Below are 12372 nucleotides of genomic sequence, written 5' to 3' on the forward strand. Positions count from 1 at the left end.
TTGAAATTCTGGTCGTGGCTTTGTGACATGGCGAGTCATCCCTGGCTCTGGTGAAGCTCCTGTTGAGAGGGATGATGCGTGAGGGGGCGAGAGCTGTCTGTCAGCGAAAACGAGCAACTTGTGTAAGAGGATGACGATGCTGATTGTCAGTGAAAGGCGCTACCAGCGGGCACGCCACCTGGTTTACGGCGTAGTGCTTGCACGCCGGCCTTGGGCGAGACAGCCGCAGTATATTGGCCTGGTCCATATGCACGTTATGAACCAGCCCTGAATGACGGATGAAAGCGCGACGGTCAAAATCCAGACGATATAGCGAGCGCGGCCCTCAGTTCAGCACTCGGTAACCCCGCCCGCGCAAACAGTTTCTCAGCACTTGCCCTTTTTCCTGTTCAGCACTGCCGGCGCGGCTGGCGCCGCCAACCACGGCTCCACCGCCTGCCATGCGCCCAGCGGTGCTGCTGTTGCCAAAGATTGCGCCCAATGCACCGCCGATGACCGCGCCACCTACAGCGCCACCTGCCGCATCACGGCCGGTGGAAACCTGATCGGCAATAGCTTCGCATTCCGCAAGATCCTGTTGATAGGCAGCTTGATCAATGCCCTTGTCATCGACGACGACACGTTTGGTCGAAGCACAACCGCTGACCAGCAGGAGCGCACCGAACAGCAAGGCGAGCGGCGGCGTAATCTGGCGTGCTGGCATGACGGGCCTCCCGATTCAGCATTTGTCTGTTTTATGACCGGTGTTGTTGCGCGGGGTTCGGTGCGCCAGAAGCCTTTTACATTTGCGATGTGGCCACGAAAAGCCGCATGAGCGCCATTCGCGGGGGGGAGCCTTCAATATCTGCCCGCAGCAGCTGTGATCAATGCCGGGGCTGCCCGGTCCGGCTTCAAGGGAGTGGGCGGAGGCAGTTAACAAGTCGCGTGCGCAGCAAATCGGCATTGAGCCACTGCAATACACGAAGAATGCGCTGATGACGGGGATGGCTGGGCGAGGTGGGCACGGGTTTACAGCGTGGCTGTTGCCAGCCAGCTCCGGTGCCGTTTGCCCAGTTGGCGAATAAAGGCCAGTTCTGCCTCGGTGGGGGTGGCGAGCAGGCCGGCAAAGTCCCAATTGCGTTCATAGATGGCCAGCGCCTCCTCTTCTGACAAGGCGCGGGGAGGCCGGCCTTGCCAGATGAGGGCCTGCAGGAGAGGTTTGTCGTCGGTGGTGACAAGCCTCTCACATGGGGGGAGGTGTGCGTGTGCCATGGCTAAATATTAGCCGCCTGTCCTGGGGAGGGCAATTGTGCGAAAAAGCGACAGGCGTCACCTCTGTGCTTGCTTCAGCCAACGACCCGCATGGATAAATCTATCGCCTGGATATGCTTGGTCAGGCTGCCGATGGAGATGTAATCCACCCCGGTTTCGGCCACGGCGACGAGGGTATCGTCGTTGATGCCACCGGAGGCTTCGATTTTCACCTTGCCGCCGACGCGCCGCACGGCTTCGCGGGTGTCTTCCAGACTGAAGTTATCCAGCATGATCACATCGCAGCCGCTGGCGACAGCCTGTTCCAGCTCTTCGAAGGTTTCCACTTCCACTTCTACCCAGCGCTGCGGGTACAAGGTGCGCGCCTGGGCGACGGCAGCGGCGATCGAGCCGTGGGTGGCGATGTGGTTTTCCTTCAGCAGGAAGGCATCGTACAGGCCGATGCGGTGGTTGCCGCAGCCGCCGCACAGCACGGCGTATTTTTGTGCGGTGCGCAGGCCCGGCAGGGTTTTGCGGGTGTCGAGCAGCGTCACACCGGTGCCGGCTACCAGGTCAGCGTAGCGGCGGGCGCTGGTGGCCACGGCAGAAAGCGTTTGCAGAAAGTTGAGAGCCGTGCGCTCGCCGGTGAGCAGGGTGCGCGTGCGGCCTTGTAGTTTCACTAACGTCTCGCCCGCTCGGACGCGCTCGCCGTCCTGGTGCTGCCAATCAAGGCTGGCGGGGCCGCCGAGTTGCGCAAACACTTCATCTACCCATGGCTGCCCACACAGCACCATGTCTTCCCGCGTGATGATCTGTGCGCTGGATTCTGCCTCACCGGGGATCAGCTCGGCGGTGATGTCGCCGCTGCCGATATCTTCTTGCAGGGCGGCTTCTACCTGGCGGGGCAGATCAGCGCGGGCCCATTCTGGCAGGGTGGGGGGCGTGAGGTTTGCAGTTTTGGTCATGGTGCTGGCTCGGTCAGTAAAACAGAGGGGCGCAAGGGTAGCACGATGCGCCAGCGGAGCGCAGATGCTCGCCGGATCTGGCTGTAACAGGTTGTTTTCTATGCGAAGTTGTCTGTGGCTGGTGTGGCCGGGCTACCGTCCGTCGCGTATCTACGACTTTAGGCTGGTCTGCTAACCTGTTCATAATTCATTTAGATGAGTTCGTGCTAGGGTTCTGGTTATCCCGGAGATGCTTGTACCGGCGCTGCGGGGCGGGGGTAATCCTGCCCGCGTAAGCCACTGGAGCTTGAGATGAAGAAGGTCGCCCGGCTGGAATCTGTCAGGAAGGGCACACCGGATGCCACCCCTGTTGCGCTGCCACGCCCGCTAGAGAAGGTGCAGCAGCGTACTACGGAGCTGCTTGCACGCCTGCTGGCGGGGATGCTGGATGGCGCTGATGATCGGCTGTTCGATCTGGCGGAATCCGCAGCGGAAGGCGAGCGCGACCGCTATTTTGATGCAATGCGCGAGCTGCGCGTCAAACGGGCCGGGCTGGAGACGGGCTTTCGGCAGGCGCTTCACAACAGTTTCCGGGCCTTGGCGGTGGATCATTCCGGCGGTGTGCTGGGCAATCACGATATCGACATCGACAGCCTGGCGCTGGTCAACGAAGACGAGGTGGAAACCGGCGTCGCCATCGACAACATGGCCCGCAAGGCGCGGGGTGGCTGTGACGAGCAGCTGCGCATCTTCAATCATCGGCTGGAATATCTTTTCGAAGGCCGCCACGAATTTGGCGAGCGGCGCAACCCGCTGGAGCCGCGTCAGGTGGCGGAGTGCTTCCGCCTGTGTGTGGACAAGCTTGATCTGGATATCCGCAGCGCTCTCATTGTGCTCAAGCTGTTCGAGCGCATGGTGCTGGCGGAGATCGGTTTGGTTGTCAGCGAGGCCAACCAATGCCTGATTGATGCAGGCATTCTACCGGAGATCAAGGCGCCGCCGATCCGCCCGGTGCGCGGCCCGGCCGGGCGTGCCTACGCGCCTGCGGCCGCTCACGGCCCGGCGGGGCCGGCCACGGAAGGCGAAGCTGCCACCGAGCAGAATCAGATGTTCGGGCTGTTGCAGGAGCTGTTGTCCACGTTACGGCCCACGGGTGGTGCGCCGCATTTTGCCGCCTCGGCCGAGGCTGGGCATTCGGCAGCGGCCATGCCCCCGGTCATTCCTGCCAGCCTCCAGGGCCCCGGCAATATTGCCGTGATGCACAACAACGTGCCGGTGGTAAACGGTGTGCCGCTGGCGCCGGGCACCCAGGTTGCGCCGGTGGATTCCACCGATCTGGTGCATTTGCTCAACCGGCTGCAACGGCTTGAATCGTCGCTGGAGGCGCGCGAGCAGGCTGCAGTGCCCGAAGAGATCGACGTGCGGGCCGAGCTGGCCAGCCTGCTGGAAACCGAGCACGGCAGCGATAGTGTGCACGCGCTTGAGCAGGCTGATGATGATGTGATCAACCTGGTTTCGATGCTGTTCGATTTCATTCTTGATGACCAGGGGCTGGCCACCGAAATCAAGGCGCTGATCGGACGGTTGCAGATCCCGCTATTGAAAGTGGCGATCAGCGACAAGGGCTTTTTCAGCAACGACGAACACCCGGCCCGCCAGTTGCTGAATCTGCTGGCGCGTGCCGGCGCCCAGTGGAGCCCGGTGCAGGGCACGGATGACGAGCTGTATCTCTCCATCGAGGAAGCCGTGTTCCGCATCCTCAATGACTACGATGATGATGCCGCCCTGTTCGGCGAGTTGTTGCGCGAGTTTGGTGATTTCTTCCAACGGCAGGTGCAGCACACGGAGCGTGTCGAGGCGCGCATTCGTGAGGTGGAAGAGGGCCGTGCGCGTGCCGAGGCGGCGCGTGCTGCGGTGGCTGCCGTGCTGGATCAGCGGCTGGCCGGGCGCGCCTTGCCGGGGCTGGCGGTGCGCCTGCTGAGGCAGGGCTGGCAACAGGTGCTGTATCTCACTTGCCTGCGTGAAGGTGAAGCGGGCGAGGCGTGGGCACGGGATGTGCGGGTAGTGGATGCCGTGATCTGGAGTGTGTTGCCGCACCGTGAGCACGAGGAGCTGAAAAAGCTTGAAACGCTGAGCCCGAAACTGCTGAACAGCCTGCGCCAGGGCCTGGAGCGGATCAGCTTTGATGCGCTGGAAATGCGCGAGATGCTGGCCGGTTTGCAGGCCCTGCACCAGCAATTGCTGCAAGGGCTGGATACCGCCCGTGAGGTGGTTGCACCGGAGCCGGCGCCGGCAGAGGCACCCGCCGTTGCCGTGGCCGAGGCGGAGCTGCTGCCGGAAGATCATCCCCAGGTGCGGGCGCTGCGGGGCATGCGCACTGGCCAATGGGTGGAGTTTACCGAAGATGGCCAGGCGCAGCGCTGCCGGTTGGCGGCCAATCTGCGCCATGGCAGCAAGCTGGTGTTTATCAATCGACGCGGCATCAAGGTGTGCGAGCACAGCGCCATGACGCTCGCTGTCGCGTTGCAGCAAGGGAGCGCCAAGCTCGTCGAGGATGGGGCGTTGTTCGATCGGGCGCTGGAGGCTGTGATCGGCGACTTGCGCAAACGGCAGGGCGCCAGCCAGCGCTGAGGCGCTTATGGCGCTTCTGGGCTGTGCTTTTAATCAGGCCCATACTCACTATCCGCGCTCTTGATGGTTGCTCCCGATAGGTGTTTGATGGGGGCTCTCGTTGGGCGCTCTTGACAGGCATTCTCGATAGGTGCTCTCCACTGGCGCTCCTTTGTCGTGTATTGTCGACCGTGTTTCAGTTTGCGCGGGGCGTGCCCCGTGCGGGCCCAACCCTTCTGGATATGGCGTGCTCACACTGACAGATCATTGGCTGGATCAGGCCATCCATATACCTTCTCCGAATGCTGGCGAGCGGCCGGTTCCACAGGATATCTCGCTGATTGTCGTGCATAACATCAGCCTGCCGCCTGGCGAATTTGGCGGCCCTCATATAGATGATCTGTTCACCAATCGGTTGAAGGCCGAGGCGCATCCTTATTTCGCCAGTATTGTCAGCCTGCAAGTGTCGGCGCATTTTCTGATACGGCGCGATGGCGCGGTGCGGCAGTATGTGGCCTGCGACAGGCGCGCCTGGCACGCTGGGCGCTCTGTCTGGCGCGAGCGTGCGAACTGTAACGATTTTTCTATCGGCATCGAGCTCGAAGGCACGGATGATACGCCCTACACCAACGCGCAGTACGACCGGCTGGCGGCGCTGGTGGTGACTTTGCGAAAGGCGTATCCCGGCATCGGTGCAGATGCGATAGTCGGGCATAGCGATATTGCACCGGGCCGCAAGACTGATCCGGGCCCGGCATTTGACTGGCAGCGGCTGCAACGGATGCTGGCCGCGGAGGAGGGGCGAGAATCATGAAATTCCTGATCCTGCTATTGGTGCTGGTATTACGGCGCCTGGAATTCACCTGGCCGGCGTGGCTGGTGGAGCGCCACCGCGTTGGCATGGTGCTGGAGCGCTGGCGCGCGCGCGTAGCCCCGGTGGGGCTGGCCGGCGTGCCGCGCTGGCTGTTGCTGGTGGCGCTGCCAGTGCTGATCGTGGCGCTGCTGCTTGCGCTGTTACACAGCATCTTGTGGGGGTTGCCGGGATTCGTTGCCGGCACGCTGCTGCTGCTATGGCTGCTCGGTGGGGAGAGCGAATTCCGCCAGGTGGACGATCTGCTGGTGCGTAGCCGCATGAATGATCCGCAGCGGCTGGCGGAAGGGGCCGAGGCCCATTTTGGCATGGCCGGTAGCCCGCTGGATGAAGGTTACTTCACTGCGCTGTCGCGTCGCATTCTGCAACAGGACGCGCGCCATTTGTTTGCCACGATATTCTGGTTGCTGACGCTGGGCTATTGGGCGGCGCTGCTGTATCAACTCAATCTGGCGCTGCTGCGTAATGACGACGAAGATCGCCAGGGGCCGGCGTGGACGATGCACACCGCATTGTTCTGGATGCCAGCCCGGTTGCTGGTGCTTTGCCTGGCGCTGGCCGGGCACTTCGGGCGGGTGGCAGAGGCGGTGAAAGAGCGTATCTGGCAACTGGACAACAGCGAGGCGTTGTTGAACGACGCCGCCGCGGCCGCCCTGGATATGCCAACGCCGCCGATAATCACCGCCGAGCAGGGCGTTGCGCACCTGGAGGCATTGCAAAGCCTGTTGCTTCGGTGTCTGGCGATATGGCTGATTCTGGGCGGCTTGTGGACAGTGCTGACCGGTTAGCCGCCAGAGCAGCTCCCCTGAGCGTGCTATATAACAGTGACAGCGTAGTGCAGGCGGGCGTGGTGATGCGCTCTCTATACAGAGCACTCTTTAAGCAAAACGGTATCCCTGCAAAGCGCCGCCACGACAAAACGTGATGCCAGCGGGTGTCGCGGGGCGTGTTTTTATTGTCGGTAGCTGATTGATTTGAAACAGCTTTCGCTGCTTGTTGCGTTGACCCGCGAGTCACACTCCGTCAGGATAGAGGGCAAGGCGCGCCCACCCTGCGTGCCGATCCTGAATTCGCCGATGGCCGGGTGACCCCCGGCTATATCGCCAGTCCATGCCCGGTCAACCCGGGTAACGTGAGAGGGACGCACTGCCGATGAACAAGCGTGGCATCTTTGAAGATGAGCTACTGACAACCTTTTTTGACGACACCGACGCCGCCGAAACCCGTGAATGGTTCGAGGCATTTGCCTCGGTGGTACGCGAGGCCGGGCCGGAGCGCGCTTCCTGGCTGCTCAATCGCCTCGCGGATGTGGCCCACGAGCAGGGCTTGCACCGCACCGATCTGACCACCCCCTACATCAACACCATCGAGCCCCGTGACGAGGCGCCGCTCCCCGGTGACATGTTCATGGAGCGGCGCATCCGTTCGCTGGTGCGCTGGAATGCGCTGGCAACTGTCATGCGCGCCAATCTCAACGATGACGATCTTGGCGGGCACATTGCATCGTTTGCCTCGGCCGCGACACTTTATGACGTTGGCATGAACTATTTTTTCCGAGCGCCTTCCGAGGAGCACGGCGGTGATCTGGTTTACTTTCAGGGGCACTCGGCGCCGGGCATTTATGCGCACGCCTATCTGGAAGGCCGTATCACCGAAGAGCAGCTGGATAACTTCCGCCGCGAAGTCGATGGCAAGGGCCTGCCCTCGTATCCGCACCCCTGGTTGATGCCGGATTTCTGGCAATTCCCCACTGTGTCCATGGGGCTGGGCCCGATTCAGGCGATTTACCAGGCGCACATCATGAAGTACCTGCAAAACCGCGAATTGATCCCGAAGCAGGACCGTAAAGTCTGGGCATTTCTCGGCGATGGCGAGATGGACGAGCCGGAATCCCTCGGCGCGCTGTCGCTGGCCGGCCGTGAACGGCTGGATAACCTGATCTTCGTTGTCAACTGCAATCTGCAACGGCTGGACGGGCCGGTGCGCGGCAACGGCAAGATCATTCAGGAACTGGAAGGGTTGTTCCGGGGCGCCGGCTGGAACGTCATCAAGGTAGTGTGGGGCCGGCTGTGGGATCCGCTGCTGGAGCGAGACAAACAAGGCCAGCTGCGCCGCCGCATGGAAGAGTGTGTGGATGGCGAATACCAGGCGTACAAGAAAAACGGCGGCGCCTACACCCGCGAGCATTTCTTTGGCAAATATCCCGAGCTGAAGGAAATGGTCGCTGACATGAGCGACGATGAAATCTACGCGCTCAACCGGGGTGGCCATGATCCGTTCAAGGTGTATGCCGCCTACCACGCGGCGGTGAACCACACTGGCCAGCCGACCGTGATCCTGGCGAAGACGATCAAGGGTTACGCCACTGGTGCGGGCGAGGCCGTGAACAAAGCGCACCAGATGAAAAAACTGGACCTGGAAAGCCTCAAGGGTTTTCGGGATCGCTTCAACATGCCGTTTTCCGACAAGGAGCTGGAAAACCTGCCGTATTATCGGCCGGATGAAGACAGCCCCGAGTTGCGCTATCTGCGCGAGCGCCGTGCCGCGCTGGGCGGCAGCCTGCCGGCACGCCGGCGCCTGTCGGAAAAACTGCCGGTGCCGGAGCTGAGCCTGTTCAGCAATTTTCTGGAAGGCAGTGGTGAGCGTGAGCTGTCCACGACCATGGCCTTTGTGCGCATGATGTCGTCCATTATTCGCGAAAAAGGCATTGGCGATCGCGTGGTGCCGATTGTGCCCGACGAAGCGCGGACGTTTGGCATGGAAGGCATGTTTCGGCAGCTGGGTATCTATTCTTCCGGCGGCCAGAAATATGAGCCGGAAGATGCCGGCCAGGTGATGTATTACCGTGAAGACACCAAAGGCCGCATCATGGAGGAAGGCATCAACGAGGCGGGTGCCATGTCCGGCTGGATGGCGGCTGCCACCAGTTACAGCAACCACAATCTGCCGCTGGTGCCGTTTTATATCTTCTATTCCATGTTCGGCTTTCAGCGCGTCGGCGATCTTGCCTGGGCGGCAGGCGATCTGCGCGCACGGGGTTTCTTGCTCGGTGCTACGGCAGGGCGCACCACCCTTAACGGCGAGGGGTTGCAGCATCAGGACGGCCATAGCCATGTGCTGGCCAGTACCGTGCCCAACTGCATCAGCTACGACCCGGCTTACAACTATGAGCTGGCGGTGATCCTGCAAGACGGCCTGCGGCGTATGTATCACGAGCAGGAGAGCGTGTTCTATTACATCACGCTGATGAACGAGAACTACACCCACCCTGCCATGCCGGAGGGCGCTGAAGAGGGCATCCGCAAGGGCATGTATTTGCTGCACGAAGGGCGGGTTTCGAAAGCGAAGAAAGCCCCGAAGCGCGTGCAGCTGTTGGGTGCGGGCACTATTTTGCGCGAAGTCGAAGCGGCAGCCGATATTTTGCGTGAGGAATTCAAGATCGAATCCGATGTCTGGAGTGTGACCAGCTTCAACGAGCTGCGGCGCGAGGGCCTGGAGGTGGAGCGCTGGAACATGCTGCATCCCGAGGCTGCGCCGCGCCAGTGCTGGGTGGAAAAATGCCTGGCGGACCGTAGCGGCCCGGTCATCGCGGCGTCGGATTATATGAAGATCTACGCCGATCAGATACGCCCTTATGTGCGAGCGCCGTACAAGGTGCTGGGCACGGACGGCTTCGGGCGCAGTGATTCCCGAGCGAAGTTGCGCGAGTTTTTTGAAGTCGACCGCCGCTTCGTGACGATTGCCGCGTTGAAAGCGCTGGCAGACGCGGGTGAGCTGGAGGCTTCTGTAGTCACCGGTGCATTGGAGAAATTCGGCATCAGCCCGGATAAGGTCTATCCGGCCCGGGCCTGAACGGCAACTTCCAAAAGAAGGAGTGGCGCGTGAGCGTTGAAATCATCAAGGTGCCCGACACAGGAAGCAGCGATCCTGTTGATGTGATCGAGGTGCCGGTAAAGATCGGCGATCAGATTGATCCCGAAGACACTATTGTGGTGCTGGAATCCGACAAGGCGACAGTAGAGGTGCCGGCGCCGCTGGGCGGTAAGGTGCTCAAGATGCTGGTGAAAGCCGGTGATCGTGTGCAGGAAGGCGATCCGTTGCTGGAAGTGGATACCGGCGCAGCCGAAACGGAAAGTAGCACTGCTGTGGCCGCTGAGGCTGATGAAGCATCGAAGCAGGGCAGCTCGCCGGATGAGAAAGCCCAGGATGAAGAAGCACAGAAAAATGCATCCGCAGAGCAGGATGAAGCCCCGGCTGCTTCAGCACGGCAGCCGGCAGCGCCTGCCAAAGTGAAGGTGGTTCCTGTGCCTGATCTGGGCGATATCGAAGGTGCCGAACTGATCGAGCTGCATATCAATGTGGGCGACCGTATTGAGCAGGAGCAGATTATCGGCGTGCTGGAATCCGACAAGGCATCGCTGGAAATTCCGTCGCCGGAAACAGGCGTGGTAAAAGCGATTATCGCCAAAGTGGGTGACAAGCTCAGCAGCGGCGACGCCTTGCTGGAGCTTGAAACCAGCGGCGCAGATGCCGAGGCACAGCCGCCGGCTGCATCAGTGGCAAAAGCTGAAAAAGATCATGCGGAAGAGCAATCTTCTGCGGATAAAAAGCAGCGCACGGAGGCGCAGGTTCCGGCGCAGGTTTCGGCTCAGGTTTCGGGAGAGGGTGCGCCCACTGGCACAGCGTCGTCACACGCGGACAGCGGCCGGCAGCCCTCCTCGGCCAAAGTCTATGCCGGGCCGGCGGTGCGCAAGCTGGCCCGCAAGCTCGGGGTTGATCTGGCGCAGGTCAAAGGCTCTGGCGATAAAGGCCGGATCATAAAAGACGACGTGCATGAACACGTCAAAGGGTTGCTGACCCAGCGGCCCGCCGCGTCTGGCGGTGGTTTCGATCTTGATCTGCCAGAAGTGGACTTCAGCAAATTCGGCGAAACCGAACGTATCGAATTGAACAAACTGCGCCGGGTGGCCGGCAGCAACCTCCATCGCGCCTGGCTGACGATCCCCCACGTCACGCAGTTTGACGAGGCGGATATCACTACGCTGGAAGCGTTCCGCCAGAGTGAAAACCAGCGGCTGCAAAAATCAGGCGTGAAACTGACCATGCTGGCGTTTCTGGTAAAAGCCTGTGCCGTGGCGTTACGGGAATTCCCGCACTTCAACAGTTCACTGGAAAAAAGTGGCGAAGCACTGATCCAGAAACACTACATCAATATTGGTGTGGCGGTGGATACCCCAAATGGCCTGGTGGTGCCGGTGGTGCGGGATGCGGATCGCAAAGGCGTGGTGGATATTGCCCGCGAGGTGGGCGAGCTGGCGGAAAAAGCCCGCAACCGCAAACTGTCGCCGGCGGAAATGCAGGGCGGGACTTTTAGTGTGTCGTCGTTGGGCGGCATCGGCGGCACCGCCTTTACGCCAATCGTGAACTGGCCGGAGGTGGCTATTCTGGGCGTCAGCCGTACACAGAAAAAGCCGGTCTGGAACGGCGAAGGCTTCGAGCCTCGTGACATGCTGCCGTTATCCTTGTCTTACGATCACCGCGTTATCGACGGTGCCGATGCAGCACGCTTTACCACTTTCCTTGCTGCGGTACTGGCGGATATGCGCAGAGCGCTGCTCTAGGTGTGCCCAGCTACGTTAGCTACTTGAGCGACCTCAGCTATTGCACCAGCTGAACGCAGGTGCCCCGGAGCAATCCGGGGCACTCGCAGCGCCAGGTTCCCTTCACGTTCGTCATCCCGGCTTTAGGCCGGGATTTTTCCTGCATGTATCGTAAACGCTGATACTGGCTTGGCTTGGCTTGGCTTGGCTTGGCTTGGCTTGGCTTGGCGGGGCTTCTCTACTGCGGATGCACCTTTACCGATAGTACATCTCTACCGCCGGTGTATTTTTACTACTGGCTATCTCTACCGCCAGTCTGTCTCTACCGCCGGTCTATCTCTACCGATAATGCCTGAAGCTGCGGCTCAAGCCAGCTACGACGAGCGCTGGCAGCTCAGCGCGTCGTACGTGCGTGATGGCCGCCACGGTGGGCGCGCTCACTGCGCTCGCCACGTTCCGCCCGGGCTTCACGACGTTCCTCCATGCGTGCCTTGCGTTCCTCCCATCTTGCCTCGCGCTTGGCGCGCAGCTCGGCCAGCGTCTGCTTCTGCTCTGCGGACAGGATGCTGGCGATCTTGCTCCGGGTTTCGGCGCGCACTTGCTGCTGTGCCAGGCGCTGCTCACGGAAGATGTCGGCCATGGCCTGGCGTTGATTGTCATCCAGTTGCAAGGTGTCGGCAAAGCGCTCTGCGTGGCTGCGCCGTTCGCCGTCACGGGGGCCGGCAACACTGGCGCCGGAGGCGGCAAGCAGGGCCAGCAGGGATGCGCCGATCAGGGTAGTTCTCAAGGTGGGTTTCATGCTTACTGCTCCTGTCTGAATTTCTGCATCAGTGGATGCGACAGGTTCAGTCTGCGTTTGCAGTGTGCAAGCAATATGCAGCAAATGCGAAAGAGTGCAGCAGTTGCCTGGCGGAAGCCCCAGCAGAAGAAAGCGCAATAATTATAACAACGAGCAGCACGACAAACAGGGAAAAGATATTCATCGTCATTTCGGGGGAGGTATTTACAATATCCGCGTAAGCACCTGTCCAAAATACCAATCTTTTTTTGCTGCTCTATCCCTGGCGAGACAAGCGAAGCGCAGAACAGCCTCAGGCGGGCCGCAAGGGTGAGAAAA

At 60.9% G+C, this 12372-nt stretch carries 9 protein-coding genes; 5 read left to right on the plus strand and 4 right to left on the minus strand.

Annotated features, from left to right (window positions below):
* Window positions 1-325: 325 nt before the first annotated feature.
* The 3 genes from MU846_RS10585 to nadC form a co-directional block, all read right to left on the minus strand.
* Window positions 326-703, minus strand: a complete 378-nt coding sequence (locus tag MU846_RS10585; RefSeq protein ID WP_246952510.1) for a glycine zipper family protein — start codon at window positions 701-703, stop codon at window positions 326-328.
* Window positions 704-1008: 305 nt separating this feature from the next.
* Window positions 1009-1152, minus strand: coding sequence for a hypothetical protein (locus MU846_RS10590; RefSeq protein ID WP_246952512.1), 144 nt, complete (start codon window positions 1150-1152; stop codon window positions 1009-1011).
* Between the two features lie 173 nt (window positions 1153-1325).
* Window positions 1326-2195, minus strand: a complete 870-nt coding sequence (gene nadC, locus MU846_RS10595) for a carboxylating nicotinate-nucleotide diphosphorylase (protein ID WP_246952514.1) — start codon at window positions 2193-2195, stop codon at window positions 1326-1328.
* Window positions 2196-2486: 291 nt separating this feature from the next.
* On the opposite strand from nadC, the gene MU846_RS10600 reads away from it, so the two are divergent.
* The 5 genes from MU846_RS10600 (at window position 2487) to aceF (ending at window position 11276) form a co-directional block, all read left to right on the plus strand.
* Window positions 2487-4805: a DUF1631 domain-containing protein gene (locus MU846_RS10600; RefSeq protein ID WP_246952516.1), complete on the plus strand. Its 2319-nt coding sequence runs from the start codon at window positions 2487-2489 to the stop codon at window positions 4803-4805.
* A gap of 226 nt (window positions 4806-5031) precedes the next feature.
* A complete protein-coding gene (gene ampD, locus MU846_RS10605; protein ID WP_246952518.1) occupies window positions 5032-5598 on the plus strand; it encodes a 1,6-anhydro-N-acetylmuramyl-L-alanine amidase AmpD in 567 nt (188 codons plus the stop codon).
* Window positions 5595-6443: a regulatory signaling modulator protein AmpE gene (locus MU846_RS10610; RefSeq protein ID WP_246952520.1), complete on the plus strand. Its 849-nt coding sequence runs from the start codon at window positions 5595-5597 to the stop codon at window positions 6441-6443. The genes ampD and MU846_RS10610 overlap by 4 nt, the downstream gene beginning before the upstream one ends.
* Before the next feature lie 364 nt (window positions 6444-6807).
* A complete protein-coding gene (gene aceE, locus MU846_RS10615; RefSeq protein ID WP_246952522.1) occupies window positions 6808-9507 on the plus strand; it encodes a pyruvate dehydrogenase (acetyl-transferring), homodimeric type in 2700 nt (899 codons plus the stop codon).
* A gap of 29 nt (window positions 9508-9536) precedes the next feature.
* Window positions 9537-11276: a dihydrolipoyllysine-residue acetyltransferase gene (gene aceF, locus MU846_RS10620; RefSeq protein WP_246952525.1), complete on the plus strand. Its 1740-nt coding sequence runs from the start codon at window positions 9537-9539 to the stop codon at window positions 11274-11276.
* A gap of 373 nt (window positions 11277-11649) precedes the next feature.
* Here the strand turns inward: aceF and MU846_RS10625 are convergent, their stop codons facing one another.
* Window positions 11650-12054, minus strand: a complete 405-nt coding sequence (locus MU846_RS10625) for a hypothetical protein (protein WP_246952527.1) — start codon at window positions 12052-12054, stop codon at window positions 11650-11652.
* Window positions 12055-12372 lie beyond the last annotated feature (318 nt).

The sequence above is a fragment of the Alcanivorax quisquiliarum genome, from assembly GCF_023051175.1.
In the GTDB taxonomy this organism is placed as follows: Bacteria; Pseudomonadota; Gammaproteobacteria; order Pseudomonadales; family Alcanivoracaceae; genus Isoalcanivorax; species Isoalcanivorax quisquiliarum.

Excerpts from the sequence above, each read along its gene's own strand:
- MU846_RS10585 (WP_246952510.1), bottom strand. The coding sequence starts at position 703 with ATGCCAGCACGCCAGATTACGCCGCCGCTCGCCTTGCTGTTCGGTGCG.
- nadC (WP_246952514.1), bottom strand. The coding sequence starts at position 2,195 with ATGACCAAAACTGCAAACCTCACGCCCCCCACCCTGCCAGAATGGGCC.
- MU846_RS10600 (WP_246952516.1), top strand. The coding sequence starts at position 2,487 with ATGAAGAAGGTCGCCCGGCTGGAATCTGTCAGGAAGGGCACACCGGAT.
- MU846_RS10610 (WP_246952520.1), top strand. The coding sequence starts at position 5,595 with ATGAAATTCCTGATCCTGCTATTGGTGCTGGTATTACGGCGCCTGGAA.
- aceE (WP_246952522.1), top strand. The coding sequence starts at position 6,808 with ATGAACAAGCGTGGCATCTTTGAAGATGAGCTACTGACAACCTTTTTT.
- MU846_RS10625 (WP_246952527.1), bottom strand. The coding sequence starts at position 12,054 with ATGAAACCCACCTTGAGAACTACCCTGATCGGCGCATCCCTGCTGGCC.